Raw genomic sequence first — 18481 nt, 5'->3', positions numbered from 1 at the left:
AAACTTGAAAGTGATCGATGGTCATTACGGCATCCAAATTAGTTGGGGGTATCTTATTGCATTTATTTCATCCATTTAAGAAATACACACCATTATTAAATGAAAAAAGGTTTACTTATTTATGCTTATCGGAGTCTTTTTCTACCCTTGGGAATATGGCCCAAGGGATAGCTCTAGCAGCATATATTTTCACCTTATCACAGTCGATATTCATCTTTGGTCTATATCTCATCATTCGTTTCGCCCCGCAATTCTTACTATTTTCCATAGCTGGGAATATAGTCGATAAATATTCAAGACGGTTCACCTTAACGATCATCAATCTCTTGTTGGCTCTTTTGACATGTGTAATGGCTTTTAATGCTCATAGTACAACCATCATCCTTATTATCACGCTTCTGATTGGGATCATCGAGCTGCCTTATCATCCTGCACTGTCCTCAAGCATTCCAGCATTGGTGAAGAAAGACCAGCTAGGGCTAGCTAATGGTCTAATCGGGATATTGACAAGTATAGCCAGAGTGATCGGTTCAGCTATTGCCGCTTTCGGATTATTAAATGACACTGTAATCGGTTTATTGATTTTCAATGCGGTTACATTTTTCATTGCCGGAATGATAACATGGACGAAGCTCCCCACTGCCAATGAAGATAGTGACCGAGCCCAAATGAAGGGGACTGAGGAAAGTGACGATCTTGAGCAAAGCGGGTTAAGCACTAGCATTACCTATATCCAAAAACACTCGGTTCTAAAAAACCTGATTTTCGGCTCTTTTTTGGTTTGGGGATGTCTAAGTATCACAGATGTTTTGTTAGTGCCCTTATTGAATTCCACGATTCAAGGCGGAGAGAAGTATTACGGGATTTATCGGTTCATTGCAGCCTTAGGTATGTTAATTGGGAATTACTTGGCTGTTCCTTGGAGAGAACGATATTTATCCTTGAAAAGAACTAAATATGGATTTGTAGTCCCGTTAGTCATTTTATCATTCAGCAGTATCGGCATTGCTTTCTCCCCACTCATATTAGGTCCGATATTATATTTGTTTTTATGGATAGCGATGTTTTTGCCTTCCAATCTCTTGAATGTTGAACTTCAATCCACCCCTAATAACATTAGGGGCAAGGTCATTTCGATAGCGGATGCATTGGATGGAATTCTCTTTATCTTGTTAACGGGTCTTTTACCTTATTTATCTCATTTCATAAGCGTGAAAAAATTGCTGATAGCCGCATCGATACCCTTCGTGGTGATAAGCTTGATTTTAACCTATAGGTTTATAAAATCGGTTTATATCAATAAAAAGAATAAAGGCTTGGAGTTAACATGAGAAATGATTTTGTCACAAGGGAGCAAGGGAATTTCAGTTTTCATCTTTTGCCTTCGGAGAAGTATGTTCAAACGACGATCGCCGTGAGAATCCATTTGGATCTGGATGAGAAAATGACTACGGGTGCTGCATTACTGCCCTACATATTGCTTCATGGAAGTGAACGATTTAGAAATGACTTTATCATCCAATCAAAGCTGGATGAAGAGTATGGAGCGAAACTAGGAGTCTCCATTGATAAAAAAGGCGATAAGCAGGTTTTATGTTTATCGCTAAAGTTTTATAATCAAAAGCATAAGATGATCAAACCGGAAATTTTGACAGTGTTACTTGATTTATTAACCCAGCCATTAATTACTAAAAAATCCGTTGAACTTGAAAAAAAGCTCCACTCACGAAGAATCCAAAATGAGATTTTTAATGCGTATCATTATTCGTATAAAAAGAGTTTTCTATATTTACAAGGAAATCAACAAAAATTGTATCTCGATCAGGTAGGTTCGATAGGTGATATCGAAACGTGGAATGAGTCAAAGTTGCGGAATCTCCACCAAAAGATACTTCAAACAGCCCCCATACATGTATACGTTATCGGTGACATTGATGAAGAAGAGGTGTTGGAACAATTAAGCAGCTGTTTATGCGGAGGAGTCGAAGCATCGGAGCGTTCCATGATACCTCCAACACCCGTGCAAAGCCCTGTAAAAACATATCATTGTGAAAAATTCCAGTCCAAACATGCCATAATCACAGCATGTTCCAGTACTGGTGGGATAACCTTGAAAAGCGAAAAATACCCGGCATTGGTGGTGTTCAACCGCCTTTTAGGCGGGTTCCCACACTCGAGGTTATTCATGAATGTAAGGAACCAGCTCCAAGCAGCTTATTCGATCATAAGCATATTGGATGCAATCAATGGCCTTCTGTTCATCCAAACGGCCATTGATCCGGCTTCTGAAGAATTGGTCCTTAGGAAAATGTTTGGTGAAATGAAGTCGATAAAAGAAGGAGGCTGCACCCAAGAGGAATTGGAGGCGACAATCAAAACATTGAAAAATAGTTACAAGCTTTCTCAAGACTCCCCCGTAAGTTTAATTGATTTTCATCAAAATGGGATAATCAGCGGAAAAGTTAGGACCATGACTGAAATGATAGATTGCATCGATCGCATCGAATTACAGGACATCCAGGAAGTGGCGCAAGTTTTTAAAGGCTATTCCATTTTCACTTTAGGAGAGGGATAGGGATGAACCATGGTTATTGGTAGTCATATCGAAAAAAAGAACATAAGCGGATTGGACACTCTGTTGGTCAATAAAAAAGGTTTTCTCGAAAACTATATTCTCCTATCGGTCGGATTTGGAGGGATGGATAGCCATTTTCAGGATGGATGGAATAGGAAAATCCCCTATGGAACTGCACATTTTTTAGAGCATCTCATTATACAAAATGTGCAGTTCGACGCCATATATAGATTTGGTGAAATAGGGGCTTCTCTAAATGCCAGTACGAATTTCGAACGTACATCATTTTCCATATCCTGTACGGAACAGCTTGGATTAAATATTCAAATGATTCTAAAACTTGTCCAGTCGATTTCCATAACAAAGGACATCGTGGAAAAAGAAAAAAAAATCATCAAGCAGGAGTTTATGCAATTACATAGTAATAGAAAAAACAGCTGTTACACCCATCTATTGTCTGATTTATATGGGGGAGAAAGCGGGTTGGCACAGCCGATCATTGGCAATTCAGGAAGTATAGAATCAATGGATGCCTGCATGCTGCAGAAGTGTTTTCAAAAATTCTATTCAATAGAGAATATGAAAATCATCATCATAGGAGAATTAAATCCTGAAGAGGTCTATGACGTCATCGAACGTGCGCTTGCAAATTCCCCAGTAAAAGAAAAAGAACGTTTTTCGCCATTCATACCAGTCAAAAGAGAGAGCCTGAAAATCGAACAGATTAATAGCACTCAATCTGTCCTCTTCTGGGGGAATGCAATCACTTATGGAAATGATGCTGGGAATCCTTATAACGATATCCGTAAGGAATTCAGCATTAGAGTCGGGTTGGAAATTCTTTTCGGCAGGACCTCCGAATTTCAGCGGAAAATCCATGGCCAGGGTTTAATAGATGGAAGCATCGATGTCAAATGCGAATTTTCAAATAGATATTGCTTTTCGTTATTAAACACAATCACAAACAAGCCATCAGACGTGATGGAAGAAATCGATAAAACAAAAAAAGATATACGGAAGAGGAGTATCGGTGATGTTGAATTTCTAATTTCGAAACGAAGGATTATCGGAAGGATAATCGATGTATATGATCACCCAGCAAAGTTAGCCAATTCGATCCTCCATTATTCCATTAGAGGGATGGATTTTTCCGATGTTCTTGACGTAATGAATCTAATTACAAAAAAAGAGGTCATGGATGCCATGCATTCCCATCTGTTATAAGGAAAGGCGAGCGACAATAAATTCCTTTAAATTTGTTTAATGAGTCACTTGGAGAAGTACTGTTCATGTTGTTGGCAGTAGCCAGTTTGAATTTACCTTAGAATGAAAAAAAAAGGCTCCGTAATATAGTCATGGAAAATATATAAAGAAGTTAAGACAAATCATTCCATATAAAATCGTCAGGAGATACACATGAAACGACTGCTTGCTCTATGCATATCGCTGCAAATTGCCTTCGTCCTGCTTTACATCACGGGAATTCTTCCTGAGTTGAACGCTTATGCCGGTGCCATCGTTTGCTTGATCATTGGGTTTGCAAGTATGGTGCTCAGCTTATATTCGGCAGGCAAGAAATTCAGCTTGGGCGTTTCGTTCTTGGCATTCATCTTTTCCTTATTCATCATTTGTTTCACCATTTTCATTTATTTCCTGCCAGAAGCGGGGATGCCTCCGGTAATTCCTTTGTTTGATTGAAGCTTAATCAAGGCATAGGGAGCAGGATGGGGAATCACAAAAAACCGGAACGATGGACTTGTTCCGGTTCTTTATGGTTTTTCAATGAGTGGCTGGGAGCCATCCTTTTTCGATGGCCACTTCTTGTATCGAGCGGTAAACCGTGTCGACCATGGCATTCAATTCTTCTTCCGACATGGCCAGGATCGGCATCATCGTGATGACGGGGCCAAGTTCGCGGATGATCAGGCCATTTCCCCGTGCCTTATTGATGATTCCGGAAACGACGTTCTCTTGAAGCGAGAACGTTTCTTTCGTATGGCGGTCTTTGACGATTTCCACTCCTATCATCAGCCCGCGCTGGCGGATATCGCCGACGATGGGAAGTTCGTATAGCGCCTGCAGTTTTTTTGTAAGCTGCCTGGCTTTCTTCTGGATGTCATGTATGAGTCCGCGCTCCTCCATCAGTTCGATGTTCTTCAGCGCCAGTGCGCAGGCTAGCTGGTTACCTGTATAGGTATGGCCGTGATAAAAGGTTTTATGCTCCTCACGCTCCCCCAGGAAGGATTGGAAAATCCGATCATTCATGATGGTCGCCGCAAGCGGCATATAGCCGCCAGTGATCCCTTTGCCCATGCACATGATATCCGGGACGACATCTTCTTGCTCGCAGGCGAACATCGTACCGGTACGCCCGAATCCTACGGCCACTTCGTCACAAATCAAAAGGACATCATACTGCTTGCATAACATTTCGACTTCCTTCAAAAAGCCATCTGGATGGGTGATGATGCCTGCCGCTCCTTGAACTAACGGCTCGATGATCAATCCGGCAATTTGTGCGGCTTGCTGCTGCAGCAGCTTCTCCAGTTCATTCAGACAATGGTTTTTCACCGCTTCTTGATCTCCGTATTCGGTCATGTGATAGGCATGTGGCGAAGGGACGGAGATGCGTTCGAATAAGAGGGGCTTGAAGATCCTATGATACAGGTCCATGCCGCCCACGCTTACAGCTCCAACGGTATCTCCGTGGTATGCTTCGTCGAGGGAGACGAATTTGTTTTTATGCCGATGCTTGTTTGGATCGATATTCTGCCAATATTGATAGGCGACTTTAAGGGCGATTTCGACAGCCGCAGATCCCGTGTCAGAGTAGAAGACCTTGGATAAATGTCCGGGTGTGATCTCCGCCAGTTTTTTTGCCAGCAAGATCGAAGGAACATTGGCAGATCCGAGCAGCGTCGAGTGCGCGATTTTGTTCACTTGTGCAATAAGGGCGCCATTGAGCTCCGGCTCATTATGGCCGTGGACATTCACCCATAGGGATGCATAGCCGTCGAGATAGCGATTGCCATCCACATCAATCAGGTAGCTGCCCTCACCGCGCTCGATGATTAATGGCTTGCTTTCGCGATACGTTTTCATTTGGGTGAATGGGTGCCAGACATACTCCTTATCCCATTGCTCTAATTCGATATGGTTCATGCATGGAACACCTCTTTCAGTTGTTGGATATATCCTTGGTCGCCAAGGAGTTCAAGGATTTGGGTCCTCAAGTCTTTTCTGACATCGGCAAAAGTGGGCAGGCAGGCAAGCCGCTTGAGACCTGTCAGTTTTTCAATCGTTTCGATATTGTCGCGATGAATCAGATTCTCAGGCCGGTAATGGTTATAAGCAATCGCTTTAACGGTAACATCATGGGTGCGGGCATAGGATTGCGTCGTCACGACTTGATGAATCGCACCTAATCCACATGTCGATACGAATAGGACAGGCATCTCGCAATCCTTGATGAAATCCTTCGTCATATAGAAATCATCCTCCCGTTCAATGAGCGGTACTGCCAATCCACCTGCACCTTCGACGAGAACGATGTCATACAGGCCCTCAAGCTCACGGACCCTTTCCACGGCTTTTTTCTCATCGATTGGACTTCCCGTCAATTTAATCGCCAAATGCGGTGAGGTTTCAGGCTCAAGGGTGTAGAATCCTGGATTTTTAACACCGAGTTCTTGCTCGAACCAGGAAATGTCCGGGTATGTATGATTTTCAACATTGATTCCGGTTTGGAAAGGCTTGAAAATCGTGACGCTTATCCCCAATGTTTGAAGGGATAGGTAAAGGGCACTGGTGATGATCGTTTTCCCGATATCCGTTCCGGTTCCGGTTATAAAGTAGGCTTGGCCCATGGATGATTCAGCTCCTTAACGTTGATATATCTTGATAGGCGCGGACGTACTTGCTTGATGATGACGGCACATAGTATGCACAGCAATAAATCACCGGGTGCCGGTATGAAGAAACCATAAAGCAACGTTTGGTAAAGGGATAGCGGCGCTTCGGCCATCCACTTCATTGCTCCAAACAGCCAGACGCAGCCGACTAAGTAAATGGTCAGCAATGTCGCAACATTGGCAAGGAAAATGGAACGGATCGCCGAGAGATTGAAGCGGTTGATCAGCCATCCGTTGACATAGGCGCCAAGGATATATCCGAGCAAATAGCCGAAAGTGGGCTTGAATAGATACCCCAATCCCCCGCCCTCCGCGAACACCGGCACCCCGAGGAGTCCGATCCCGACGTAGCATAATATACTGAGTGACCCAAGCCGGGGCCCAAGCAATGCGCCTGCCAAGTAGACCGCCAGAATCTGCAGTGTGAATGGTATGTAAGGGACAGGTATTTTAACGGCGGCGCCAATTGCCGTTAACGCAGTAAAGAGGGCTACATAAGAAATCGATCTTGCTTTCAAGTCAATCATCTCCTTTTTTAAATAATGGGCAGGCAAAATGCCCACTACTAGTTTGCCTGATTGATATTTTATATGTCAACTAATTTATTATTTAGTTAACATATAAAACCTTGATGCGTAGCGATTAAAAAGGGGATAAAGGAAAATAGTGAGAATTTGTGCTTGGAAAATATAGTGGTTGTATGATATTATTCGTAAATGTGTTAACTATATTATATTTAGGTTAACATATAACCAGATTGGGAGGTTCGTTTATGATTGGACGATCGGTGAGTGATGAGGAGCATGCAGGATGATTTGGGATCAGGAACTGGCAGCATTAAAAGAAAAGGGACTATATCGGCAATTACAATCGGTTGAAACGCTGAAAGAAGATGGACAGGCTTTGGTGAATGGACGGAAAATGTTGATGTTCGCTTCCAATAATTACTTAGGACTTGCCCAAGATCAACGAGTGATGGAGGCGTCGGTACAGGCGACCGCAAGATTCGGGGCAGGCTCGACAGGCTCAAGATTGACCACTGGCCATTCCATCATCCATGGGAACCTCGAAAGAAAACTGGCACAATTCAAGCAAACGGAAGCGGCGATCGTGATGAATACGGGATATATGGCGAATATGGCCGTATTGACGACCATAGTAGGCAAGGGCGATCTCATTTTATCGGATGAAAGGAATCATGCGAGCATCATCGATGGCTGCCGTCTATCACGTGCGGAAACGGTGATATACAGCCACGCTGATTTAGCCGATTTGGAAATGAAGCTGCAGAGCAATCGGGGCTTCAAGAAAACCTTGATCGTGACCGATGGCGTCTTCTCGATGGATGGCGATATCGCTCCACTTCCTGGCATCATTGATCTTGCCGAACGTTATGGCTCCTTACTCATGGTGGATGATGCACACGCGACTGGTGTGCTGGGCAAGGATGGCAGGGGAACGTCCGAGCATTTTGGATTGAAGGGGAAGGTGGATATCGAGATGGGGACACTATCCAAAGCGATCGGAGCGGAGGGTGGGTTCATTGCCGGAAGCAAGTCGTTGATAGACTATCTCTTAAATGAAGCCAGACCATTCATTTTCTCTACCGCATTATCGCCAGGTGTAGTGGCCAGTGCATTGGCTGCGGTCGATATCATCCTGACCGAACCTGAACGCAGAGTGCGCCTTCAAAACATGAGTCGGCGGCTTTATGACGAATTAACCTCCTTAGGGTACACGGTGACAGGGGGGGATACGCCAATTATCGGCATTATTTGCGGGGAACCGGAACAAGCCACACTCCTTTCGCAGGAATTACATACGTACGGAATTTATGCACCAGCGATTCGCCCCCCGACAGTGCCGGTTGGAACTTCCCGCATTCGGCTCACCTTAATGGCCGAACACCGGGAGCCACATATCGATCACGTGATATCTGCGTTCAAAGCAATCCGCTCCACTATAAAGAGGATAGGGACATGATGGCTGCCCGCTATAAAAGTTAACGAAATGAGGAATTGGATATGGAAACATTAGCAATTGATTGGAAGGTGCTCGCCGAAAGCGTGATCAAGGGGTACAAAGTGACGGCCGAAGAGGCTTTAACCATCGTACAAGCCCCAGATGAAGAAATTCTGGAAATCTTGAATGCTGCTTACCTCATCCGCAGGCATCATTATGGGAATAAGGTCAAATTGAATATGATCATCAACACGAAATCGGGCTTATGTCCCGAAGATTGCGGCTATTGCTCACAGTCGATCGTCTCCGAGGCACCAATCGAGAAATATGCGTGGCTGACGAAAGAGAAGATTGTCGAGGGTGCGCAAGAATCAATCCGCCGTAAAGCGGGTACGTATTGCATCGTTGCTTCAGGGCGGCGTCCAACCAACAGGGAAATAGATCATGTCATTGAAGCCGTGAAGGAAATCCGCGGAACGACCGATCTTAAGATTTGCTGCTGCCTTGGCTTCCTGAATGAGGAGCATGCCGGGAAGCTGGCAGCTGCCGGGGTTCATCGCTATAATCACAACCTGAATACATCACAGGAAAACTACGGCAAAATTACATCGACGCACACCTATGAGGACAGGGTGGATACAGTCGAAGCTGTGAAGGAAGCAGGCATGTCACCATGCTCGGGTGCCATTTTCGGTATGGGGGAATCCGAAAAGGAGGCCGTGGAGATCGCCCTTTCCCTCCGCGGTCTGGATGCGGACTCGATTCCTTGTAATTTCCTCAATGCCATTGACGGTACGCCGCTTGAGGGAACGTCCGAGCTGACCCCCACTACATGCTTGAAATTGATTTCAATGATGAGATTCGTTAATCCAAGTAAAGAAATCCGTCTCGCCGGCGGTCGTGAAATCAACCTCCGTTCGATGCAGCCCATGGCCCTTTACGCGGCCAATTCCATTTTTGTCGGTGATTATTTAACGACAGCTGGTCAAGAACCGACTGCAGATTGGGGCATCATCGAAGATCTGGGGTTTGAAATTGAAGAATGTGCCCTTTAATATCGGATGATCTCACGGATAGAAAAAAGGAAGGCCGCTGATGCAGTAGCCTTCCTCTTTAAAATGTCTCGTGAATGACGGAGCCTGTCCGCGAAATATCATAATCACCTAAAGCATCGATTTCCGCTTGAAACGGAATCGAGTTTACTATCGTTTTGACGGCAGTGATGAGATCCTCGTTTGTTGACGTTTTTAATATAACAAGGTCGTAGCGTTCCGTTATCAATGGAACGAAGTCGACGCCAACCAGTTTAGCCGCTTTTTCGATTCCAACACCCACGTCCGCAGCCCCGGATGAAACGGCCGATGCGACACTTAAATGGTTGGTTTCCTCGTTTTCATAGCCTTTAAGGCTTTTAGCAGAAATCTTGTTGATCCGTAACTGCTCATCAAGGAGGATTCTTGCGCCAGACCCCCTCTCCCTATTGATGAAGGTCAGCTTGTCATGGGTTAAATCCGTCCACGAGGCGAGGTTGAAGGGATTCCCTTTTTTTACGTATAAGCCTGCCTTCCTTGAAAGGAGGTTAAGCAAAATGTAGGGATAACCAACCAAGATTTTTTTTATATAAGGAAGATTGTATTCTCCTGTATCACCATCGAACATATGCAAGCTCACGATATCGGCTTCGCCATTGTACATGGAAATCAGTCCGTTTAAGCTTCCTTTATGGGACCGCAATGCCTTATGGCCGGAATTTTTTTCGATGTACTGCCCAAGTAAATCCAGCACCATGTCCTGCCCGCTGATGACAAGGGGGGAGGCATCTTTTGCCTCGGGCGCTGAATAGGCTGGGGACTTGCTGTCGGCGATATATTTCTCCAAGTCCTTGGCATCCATCCTCATTTGCCTGCCAACGCGGAATACAGGCAGTTCCCCTTTTTTAACAAGATCATAGATCGTCAATTTAGATACTTTCAATAGCTGTGCGACTTCTTCGATTGTATAGGATAGCTCTTTGTGCATGTGCATCCCTCCCTCCACATTGTAGCTTAGTGACCTTTCAAAAGTAAATTGTCAAAGAAAGGGGGATTGATTAAAAGCCTAAATCCGTTTTATACTATTTATAACCAGTTATAATTAGATATAACTAGTTATAAATAGGGTGAAAGGAAGATTGGTTTTGAAAAAATTACATTTCTTGATTTTTGCCATCATGCTGCTTGTGCTGATCGGTACAGGCTGTTCGAATGATGAAGGGAAAAACAAGCCGCAAAAAGACGGCGATCAAGTCGAATTGACGGTTTCCGCAGCTGTTAGCTTGCAGGATGCTTTAACGGATATAAAGGCAGCTTTTGAAAAGGACCACCCAAATGTGAAGGTCCATTATAACTTTGGGGCCTCAGGAGCGCTTCAGCAACAAATTTCCCAAGGGGCACCTGTGGACCTGTTCTTCTCGGCCGCGGAAGATAAATTCGAAAAATTAGTCGATGAAGATCTGATCGATGAGAAAAATGGGATCGACTTAGTCGGCAATAAGCTGGTGCTCGTCGTTCCGAAGGATTCCGATAAGCAATTGGGATCGATCGAAGACCTCACCAAGGCAGATAAAATATCCATCGGTACGCCCGAGTCTGTACCGGCTGGGCAGTATGCCAAACAAACATTGGAAAACATGAAACTCTGGAAAGAAATTGAAGGCAAAGTCGTATACGGCAAGGATGTCAGACAAGTGCTCACATATGTGGAAACGGGAAATGTCGATGCTGGTCTCGTTTATAAAACGGATGCACTTAGCTCATCTAAAGTTAAGATGGTCGCAACGGCCAAGGAAGATCTGCACGATCCAATCATCTATCCGGCAGGATTGATCAATGACCAAAAACATGCCAAAGAAGCAAAACAATTCTATGACTACCTCCAAACGCCGGCAGCCATGAAAACCTTTGAAAAATACGGATTTGAAGATTTGAATCGATGAGCAGGTAGCCGGAAAAATCCACTCCTTCTCTAATAAGAGCCGCCAATTTGGGGGCTTTTTATTATGGCTTTTTCGTCAAAGCCGATTGGAACGGAGTATGAAACACCGCTGGAAGAACCCGCCCAAGGGAAACACTCGAGGGGGCACCGTCCCTGGGTAACTTCATCGAAACGAAACGTCTAAGACCGAACCGTCCAAACCTGTCGGCGATCAGTCGTTCTTTTTTCGAAGCTTTGAAGTGCTCTTTCAGGGCCATTTTTTTATTTTTTGGCTCGTTTATAGGAAACGGGGGATGTTTGATACGTCCCTCCTTACTTGTTATAATTAAATGAGAACGGATATTCGAGTTCGGTAAGTGTGCAGCTCATTCAATGGGGCAGATGAAGCGATATCTGAATGACAAAAGGAGGAAGAATGATGTCCAATGACGGGAAACGAAGAAGAGTGATTTTAGATTTAGCCGTTACCTTAGATGGTTTTATCGAAGGGAAAAATGGCGAAGTCGACTGGTGCATCATGGACCCTGATATGGGGTTCACGAATTTCCTGAATCAAATCGATGCCATTTTATATGGCAGGAAAAGCTACGATTTATGGGGACAGTATATTCCTGAGACGCAAGACGCTGAGGCGGAAAAAGAAATTTGGGATTTGATTCATCGGAAAGAGAAATATGTGTTTTCCAGAACACAAATGAAGTCGGATGATCAAGCAATATTCATTAATGAAAATATTTTGGAAAAAGTAAATGAATTGAAGAATAAGCCTGGTAAAGACATCTGGCTGTATGGCGGAGCCAGCCTCATTACAACCTTCATGAATTTAGGGCTTGTGGATGAGTTCAGATTATCGATCCACCCTGTTATTTTGGGAGAAGGAAAACCGATGTTCATTGATATAAAACAGAGGGTGGATTTGAAATGGGTCAATACAAGAACGTTCGCATCCGGTGTCGTGCAACTCATTTACCAGGGGAATGGCCATTAAAATAAGGATAAAGTTATTTCAAGAAGAAAGGGAAACCGTCACATAGTGGGTTTCCCATCTTTCTTATAAAAATGGATAGTGGAGGAGTCTTGAAAATCAATAGGCAACCATTCATTTTCCTGGGGCATGGTCGCGAATGGGCCGGTTGTTTTTCGTTTTGATGAAGATGTGAACCAGCTTAATCGGCAAGTATCCGATAACCCCGCCAAGCGTATTCAGGATTAAATCATCGATATCAAAACTGCCTAATACAAATAAAAGCTGAAGAACCTCATAGGTGAAACTTAAACCGAATGTGGCAAAAACGATTGATCGAAGCCGCGATATCCTTTTCGATAGTAAAGGCAGCAGGAAGCCAAAAGGTATGAACCCAACGATATTGCCGGCTATGTTTTCAATCCGGATGGATGTGTTGATATTCTCTACGAAGATGTACTGGAAAATGGTTTTAAAAGGGATGAAGTTATGGGAACCCCAATAGCGCCCATTGAAATTGATTCGAATATGATCATTGATATCGATGATCGAGATGTATTTGAACAGAATTAGCTTTGTCAGGATCAATAGATAAAGAAACATACATAATGATAAGACTGCTTTAACCAATATTTTCATGCTGGACCCCTAGAGTAATATGATTTAATACAATTCTACCCTTTATTTCAAAAAATGAAAATATAACTAGATAAAGAGATATGAGACTTTTATTTACTTAAATCAATCGTTCAAAAAGATTCAATTGAAATATTTTCCAATGATTGTTAATATTTTTATTAAGATCGACCCTTTTATTAAGGAGGGATAAAGTGGAGGAAGCGATCATGGACTATCTGCTTGCGTTTTTTTTGGTGGTTGGTTTCACATATGGTCTTTTTAGACAAATGGGGCAATGCGTCAGAATCAGGGGCGGAAAGGGCAACGGACATGCTTCTTACAGGAGAATCGTCATCGGAAACGATTTGGCATGCCTATCTTATGCGGGTTTCCTTGTTTTCTATATGTTGAATCTATTATTAGGATTACGGATGATGCCGGCTGGAATCTTCACAAGCGAGAATACTAGTTTTAGCTGTTTTAGCTTCCTAGCCCTTTTTTTAATCGCTAAATTTGGGGTTATTCCAAAAGAAGTGAAACAGGTTGAATGAAGAAGTTGGGTAACAAATACATAGTCGAGAAAAGGGGATATATGAAGAAAATTTCGCTTACCCTGCTAATGGCATGCATATCGCTCAGCTTTCTTATGAGTTTTGCCGTGCCTGGTTTCGCCAGCAAAATGAAAGGCAATATTAGCTCGATGAAAATCATGTATTCTTATAGCATCACGAAGTCATTTTCTGAAAGAACCCACGAAACGATCCAAATAACATCCGTCCCATCAGGAGAGGTAGAGACAAAGGATATCCACGTCCGCATGGATGCCAAGCTTGAGAATACTCCGCTTAATATTCAAGCGGTAGTGAGGGAGAGCCTGAATAAGCCGGAGGAATCCAACTATACATCCACATTTGCGGGACCCGCAAAAGGATTTTCTCAGAGGCATTATTATCTTACGAAGAATTATGATAAAGGAAGATACACCGTCATTCGAACGAATAAAATGACCGGAGCGGAAAAAATATATGACGGCACTTACTATGAACCAAGTGCTCAGGATCCACTCGTCAACTGGTCGCGTGATGAAAAGTGATGGGAGATTAATAAAACTCGCCCATGCCTATGAACAGGCTACCAAGCACAGACGAAAGCCAAACCTATGACCAGCATCGTTGGACGGAAAGGGAGGTTTCTATGAGAAAAGTCGAGGTCGTTGCACATAAGCAGGAGTGGGGGGGATTATTCCAGGATGAATGCGTACGTTTAAGGGACATATTCGGCGCTGAAATGATGGAAGTATCTCATATTGGCAGTACGGCCATTCCGGCCATCCACGCCAAGCCTGTCATAGATATGTTGGCAGTGGTTCGGAACATCGATCATGTCGCTGGATTTAATGAAGCGATGGGAAGGATTGGCTATAAGGCAAGGGGAGAGAATGGCATCGCTGGGCGAAGGTTTTTCAGTAAAGGCGGGGATGAGCGGTCACATCATGTGCATATGTTTCAAGCGGGTCATGAGGATGTTGCCAGGCATCTTGCTTTTCGGGATTATATGCTGGCGCACCAGGATGAAGCCGAAGCGTATAGTCAGCTCAAGCGACAGTTGGCTGCCGAATTCCCGGAGGATATCATGGGATACGTCAACGGGAAGAATGCGTTCATCAAGATGATTGATGAAAGGGCGAAACGTTGGGGATGTGACTGAGAAGTTTTTTGAAAAAGATTTTTGGAATAGGAGGTGACTGAGATGAAGTTACATCATGATACACAATACATCAGGGGCATGTACCTGAATCGGGAGTGCATTTCTTCTTATGACTTTTTCCCGCTTAATCTGCCGGTTATTAAGCATCTTCGAGAATTGGCTTTCCATCCGAATGTAACCTATGTTGTCGGGGAAAATGGCATGGGGAAGTCGACTTTGCTTGAAGGAATTGCGATTGCGTATGGCTTCAATCCAGAGGGCGGGACGTTGAATTTCAATTTTTCCAATTATGATTCGCACTCCAACTTGGACGAATACCTCCGTTTGAAAAAGGGCGTGTATAAACCGCAGGACCATTTTTTCTTTAGGGCAGAAACCTTTTATAATTTAGCCACGAATATAGAAGAACTGGACAGGGAGTCGCTTGGGCCGAAAATCATTGATTCCTACGGTGGAAAGTCGCTGCATCAACAATCACACGGTGAATCGTTTTTCGCGGCTTTCGTAGAGCGGTTTCAAGGCAATGGGGTGTATATCCTTGATGAGCCTGAGGCTGCTTTGTCACCATTAAGGCAAATGTCGATGCTCGCCAGGATCAACGAGCTTGTCAATCAAGGGTCCCAGTTCATCATTTCCACCCATTCCCCGGTCCTCATGGCGTATCCAGATGCAAACATCCTCCAAATTACAGAGTCTGGAATAAATGAAGTGGCACTGGAGGAAACAGAGCACTATTTGTTAATGAAACAGTTTTTTGAAGATAAAGATCGGCTGCTGCATCACCTGTTTCAATAAATATCGTCACATATTTTAGTCCGTCCATGGAAAATCTAGCACCATGATACCCATTTTTGCCGATCATAGGAAGGGTGAAACACATGATTTTAATTACAGGTTCGACCGGCAACGTAGGAAAGGAAGTAGTGAGGGAGCTGCAATCCGAAGGTATTCCGTTCGTAACGGCAAGCCATCGGAGCGGTCACGGTGACCGTTATTTGAACTTTGAGGATGCCTCTTCGTTTACCGGGGCTTTACAGGGAATCGACTCCGTCTTTTTGATGCGCCCTCCGCATCTTGCTGATGTTAATAAGTATTTTCGTCCGTTCATAGAAGAGGCGGTCAAGCAGAATGTGAAACACATCGTATTTCTTTCCGTGCTCGGGGCGGACAAAAACAAAATCGTCCCTCATGCCAAAATTGAAAAAGTCATCTTGGAATCCAATATCCCCTATACATTTCTGCGCCCGAGTTTCTTTATGCAGAACCTGCTTACGGAGCATGGTGAAGAATTAAGGGAGAAACATGATATATATGTTCCGGCGGGCAAAGGGAAAACGAGCTTCATTGATGTCCGTGATATAGGTGTCGCCGCCATGAAGACGTTGATACAGGAAGAGCATCGAGGGAAAGCTTATGACTTAACTGGAAACGAAGCCTTGTCGTATCAAGAGGTAGCCGAAATATTCAGTGAGATAACAGGGGAAAGCTTCACTTATTCCAATCCAAGCATTCTTGAATTCTGGAAAACATACCGAAAAAAAGGAATGAGTAATGACAAAATCGTCGTAATGGTGGGGATTTACACGACCGCGAAAATCGGTTTCGCGAAGCGGGTGACAAAAGATTTACATACTATATTGGGACATGCCCCCATTACCTTTGAACAATTTGTCAAGGATAGTGCAGACACACTGAAATAGCAGCAAAAACCCCGAGTGCCTGGCATTCGGGGTTTTTGCTGAAAAAAATAATGTTGACAGGGAAGGTGTATTACGAGTATAGTACATCTATAAAGTGTATGAACTACATAGTACATACACGCATCGCAGCTAATAAGACTTTACACAAATAGGAGGTGGTTTTATGAACGTTAATACCCGGGAACCGGTATATTTACAAGTCGTTCGTCATTTTAAAGAGCAAATAGCCATCGGCAACTTCGTGGCTGGACAGGAGATTCCCTCCCGAAGAGAGCTGGCTGCTACATTGAACATAAATCCTAATACTGCACAAAAAGCGTATAAAGAAATGGAGGAACAGGGCTTGATTCATACTGAACGTAATTTTCCCAGTCAAATCACTACGAATGAAACCGTATTACAGGCTGTGAGGCAGGAACTAATCTTGGAAGCCGTCGATTCTTTTGTCGATGCGATCCGTCCGATTAATGTGCCAGTCGATGAGTTGCTTCGTGTCGTGAAAGAAAAATACTCGGAAGAAATCAGGGAGGAGGAAGGGAAATGATCGAGGTAAAACGAGTTTCCAAAAAATATGGCCGCAAAAAAATATTGGATGGTGTGTCCTTTACCGCCAATAAAGGCGAAGTCACCTGTCTGATCGGGATAAATGGTGTCGGAAAAACGACTACACTCAAAGCGATCATGGGCTTGACACCTTATAAAGGGGAAATCCTGATCGATGGTCAACAAATGACAAAGGACAGCTATGAAAAAATCACCTTCATTCCGGACGCTCCGACGATGCTTCCGCAAATGACGGTCAAACAGGCAATGGTGTTCATGGAGGATTTCTATCATTCATGGAATCAGGAAAGGGCCCTGCAATTACTTGAATTCTTCAAGCTGAAAGAAGAAAGCCGCATTTCGGAATTGTCCAAAGGAAATACAGCTAAGCTTAACTTGATGCTCGGGCTGTCCCTTGACGTGGATTATGTCCTGATGGATGAACCGTTTTCGGGAATCGATATATTCAGCCGCGAGCAGATCGCCAATGTTTTTGCGAGCCATCTCATTGAGGACAGGGGCGTCATCATCACGACCCATGAAATCGGTGATATCGAGCATCTGATCGACAAGGTCATCTTATTGGATAACGGGACGGTGCTTAAGGAATTCAATACGGAAGAAATGCGTGAAGAAGAAGGGAAATCGGTAGTCGACGTAATGAGAGAGGTGTATCAAGCATGATGCGTTATATAAAGCTAGTCAATTTCGAAATCAACCGTTTTAGTAAAATTTATCTTACTCTATTGCTGATCACCGTCCTTTCGCAGTTTGCCGGGGTGCTGATCGTAACCAAGAGCCTTATTAATGATGCCAAGGAAACCATGCTGCAGGAAAAGCTAACGGAAGCCGCTTACCTTAGTCAATATGGCGGCATTGATTTTACCCATATCGCCAATACCCTTTGGTTTCTAGGCCCGATCGCGTTAAGCGCCGTTGCTCTTATTTTTTACATTTTTTTAATCTGGTATCGTGATTGGTTTGGCAAGAATACGTTCATCTATCGCCTCTTGATGTTACCGACATCCAGATTATCACTCTATCTTTCCAAAGCTACGGCCATCTTCCTGATGGTATTGGGACTGATCGCCTGGCAGATGATCCTTTTACCGCTGGAAAATGCGCTATTCAATTCAAGCGTGCCAGAATCGTTGTTAGTCATGGAAAGGTCAATCTTCTCCATAGCGAAGGCAAATGAGGTATTGACGCTGATCATGCCAACCACCTTCAAAGATTTCCTGTTTTCCTATTGCATTGGCCTTATGGTCATGTCGGTGCTATTCACCGCAATCATGTTTGAACGAAGCTTCCGCATGAAAGGCATTCTATTAGGTCTGGTGTATGGCGGTGTTGCCGCTGTGCTGTTTTTAACTCCTGTTTTCATACATGAAAGTGGAACCTTCCATTTCTATTCGAATGAATTATTCGGTCTTCTGCTCACATTGGGAATCATCGTGACAGGGTTATCGATTTGGCTTGGTTCATGGTTATTGAAGAACCGCGTAACCGTATAAAAACAAACAAAAAA

21 protein-coding genes are annotated in these 18481 nt (G+C 43.9%); 16 read left to right on the top strand and 5 right to left on the bottom strand.

Annotated elements, in window-relative coordinates:
- Positions 1 to 56: 56 nt before the first annotated feature.
- The 4 genes from MHI53_RS21670 to MHI53_RS21655 all read left to right on the top strand — a co-directional run bounded on the left by MHI53_RS21670 (position 57) and on the right by MHI53_RS21655 (position 4273).
- Positions 57 to 1331 (top strand): MFS transporter, encoded by a 1275-nt coding sequence (locus MHI53_RS21670; protein WP_061142667.1) that lies wholly within the window; start codon positions 57 to 59, stop codon positions 1329 to 1331.
- Entirely contained in the window at positions 1328 to 2575 is a 1248-nt protein-coding gene (locus MHI53_RS21665; RefSeq protein WP_340372267.1) for an insulinase family protein, read from the top strand. Before MHI53_RS21670 ends, MHI53_RS21665 begins: the two co-directional genes overlap by 4 nt.
- A gap of 9 nt (positions 2576 to 2584) precedes the next feature.
- Positions 2585 to 3799, top strand: a complete 1215-nt coding sequence (locus tag MHI53_RS21660; protein WP_340372266.1) for a pitrilysin family protein — start codon at positions 2585 to 2587, stop codon at positions 3797 to 3799.
- Between the two features lie 192 nt (positions 3800 to 3991).
- On the top strand, positions 3992 to 4273 hold the full coding sequence (locus tag MHI53_RS21655; RefSeq protein ID WP_061142670.1) for a hypothetical protein: 282 nt from the start codon (positions 3992 to 3994) through the stop codon (positions 4271 to 4273).
- A gap of 81 nt (positions 4274 to 4354) precedes the next feature.
- Here the strand turns inward: MHI53_RS21655 and bioA are convergent, their stop codons facing one another.
- The 3 genes from bioA to MHI53_RS21640 are packed head-to-tail and all read right to left on the bottom strand — an operon-like array spanning position 4355 to position 7004.
- Positions 4355 to 5737, bottom strand: coding sequence for an adenosylmethionine--8-amino-7-oxononanoate transaminase (gene bioA, locus MHI53_RS21650; protein WP_340372265.1), 1383 nt, complete (start codon positions 5735 to 5737; stop codon positions 4355 to 4357).
- A complete protein-coding gene (gene bioD, locus MHI53_RS21645; RefSeq protein WP_340372264.1) occupies positions 5734 to 6441 on the bottom strand; it encodes a dethiobiotin synthase in 708 nt (235 codons plus the stop codon). The genes bioA and bioD overlap by 4 nt, the downstream gene beginning before the upstream one ends.
- Positions 6420 to 7004, bottom strand: coding sequence for a biotin transporter BioY (locus MHI53_RS21640; protein ID WP_340372263.1), 585 nt, complete (start codon positions 7002 to 7004; stop codon positions 6420 to 6422). Before MHI53_RS21640 ends, bioD begins: the two co-directional genes overlap by 22 nt.
- Before the next feature lie 292 nt (positions 7005 to 7296).
- On the opposite strand from MHI53_RS21640, the gene bioF reads away from it, so the two are divergent.
- Both bioF and bioB read left to right on the top strand, forming a co-directional pair.
- Positions 7297 to 8469 (top strand): 8-amino-7-oxononanoate synthase, encoded by a 1173-nt coding sequence (gene bioF / locus MHI53_RS21635; protein WP_340372262.1) that lies wholly within the window; start codon positions 7297 to 7299, stop codon positions 8467 to 8469.
- 41 nt (positions 8470 to 8510) lie between these two features.
- Entirely contained in the window at positions 8511 to 9503 is a 993-nt protein-coding gene (gene bioB / locus MHI53_RS21630; RefSeq protein WP_340372261.1) for a biotin synthase BioB, read from the top strand.
- Between the two features lie 58 nt (positions 9504 to 9561).
- On the opposite strand, the gene MHI53_RS21625 is transcribed toward bioB, so the two are convergent.
- Positions 9562 to 10467, bottom strand: a complete 906-nt coding sequence (locus tag MHI53_RS21625; protein WP_061142676.1) for a helix-turn-helix transcriptional regulator — start codon at positions 10465 to 10467, stop codon at positions 9562 to 9564.
- 157 nt (positions 10468 to 10624) lie between these two features.
- Between MHI53_RS21625 and modA the strand changes: the two genes are divergently transcribed.
- Positions 10625 to 11422: a molybdate ABC transporter substrate-binding protein gene (gene modA, locus MHI53_RS21620; protein ID WP_340372260.1), complete on the top strand. Its 798-nt coding sequence runs from the start codon at positions 10625 to 10627 to the stop codon at positions 11420 to 11422.
- 417 nt (positions 11423 to 11839) lie between these two features.
- Complete coding sequence (locus MHI53_RS21615) at positions 11840 to 12409, top strand: dihydrofolate reductase family protein (protein WP_061142679.1); 570 nt, start codon at positions 11840 to 11842, stop codon at positions 12407 to 12409.
- 111 nt (positions 12410 to 12520) lie between these two features.
- On the opposite strand, the gene MHI53_RS21610 is transcribed toward MHI53_RS21615, so the two are convergent.
- The gene (locus MHI53_RS21610) at positions 12521 to 13024 is read right to left on the bottom strand and encodes a VanZ family protein (protein ID WP_061142680.1); all 504 of its coding nucleotides are present in this window, start codon (positions 13022 to 13024) and stop codon (positions 12521 to 12523) included.
- Positions 13025 to 13215: 191 nt separating this feature from the next.
- On the opposite strand from MHI53_RS21610, the gene MHI53_RS21605 reads away from it, so the two are divergent.
- The 8 genes from MHI53_RS21605 (at position 13216) to MHI53_RS21570 (ending at position 18467) form a co-directional block, all read left to right on the top strand.
- On the top strand, positions 13216 to 13554 hold the full coding sequence (locus MHI53_RS21605) for a hypothetical protein (RefSeq protein ID WP_340372259.1): 339 nt from the start codon (positions 13216 to 13218) through the stop codon (positions 13552 to 13554).
- A gap of 41 nt (positions 13555 to 13595) precedes the next feature.
- Positions 13596 to 14096 (top strand): hypothetical protein, encoded by a 501-nt coding sequence (locus MHI53_RS21600; protein ID WP_340372258.1) that lies wholly within the window; start codon positions 13596 to 13598, stop codon positions 14094 to 14096.
- A 101-nt stretch (positions 14097 to 14197) separates the two neighbouring features.
- Positions 14198 to 14710 (top strand): GrpB family protein, encoded by a 513-nt coding sequence (locus MHI53_RS21595; RefSeq protein WP_340372257.1) that lies wholly within the window; start codon positions 14198 to 14200, stop codon positions 14708 to 14710.
- 42 nt (positions 14711 to 14752) lie between these two features.
- Positions 14753 to 15505 (top strand): AAA family ATPase, encoded by a 753-nt coding sequence (locus MHI53_RS21590; RefSeq protein ID WP_340372256.1) that lies wholly within the window; start codon positions 14753 to 14755, stop codon positions 15503 to 15505.
- 83 nt (positions 15506 to 15588) lie between these two features.
- Positions 15589 to 16410 (top strand): SDR family oxidoreductase, encoded by an 822-nt coding sequence (locus MHI53_RS21585; RefSeq protein WP_340372255.1) that lies wholly within the window; start codon positions 15589 to 15591, stop codon positions 16408 to 16410.
- Between the two features lie 163 nt (positions 16411 to 16573).
- Positions 16574 to 16954 carry a GntR family transcriptional regulator gene (locus MHI53_RS21580; protein WP_061142688.1) on the top strand — a complete coding sequence of 127 codons (381 nt, stop codon included), beginning with the start codon at positions 16574 to 16576 and terminating at the stop codon, positions 16952 to 16954.
- A complete protein-coding gene (locus tag MHI53_RS21575; RefSeq protein WP_061142689.1) occupies positions 16951 to 17637 on the top strand; it encodes an ABC transporter ATP-binding protein in 687 nt (228 codons plus the stop codon). Before MHI53_RS21580 ends, MHI53_RS21575 begins: the two co-directional genes overlap by 4 nt.
- Positions 17634 to 18467 (top strand): hypothetical protein, encoded by an 834-nt coding sequence (locus MHI53_RS21570; RefSeq protein WP_340372254.1) that lies wholly within the window; start codon positions 17634 to 17636, stop codon positions 18465 to 18467. The genes MHI53_RS21575 and MHI53_RS21570 overlap by 4 nt, the downstream gene beginning before the upstream one ends.
- Positions 18468 to 18481: the final 14 nt, after the last annotated feature.

The sequence above is a fragment of the Peribacillus sp. FSL E2-0218 genome (genome assembly GCF_037992945.1).
GTDB classification, from domain to species: domain Bacteria; phylum Bacillota; class Bacilli; order Bacillales; family DSM-1321; genus Peribacillus; species Peribacillus simplex_B.
The sequence above is the reverse complement of the archived record's forward strand: the minus strand, read 5'-3'. Positions and strand labels throughout refer to the sequence as shown.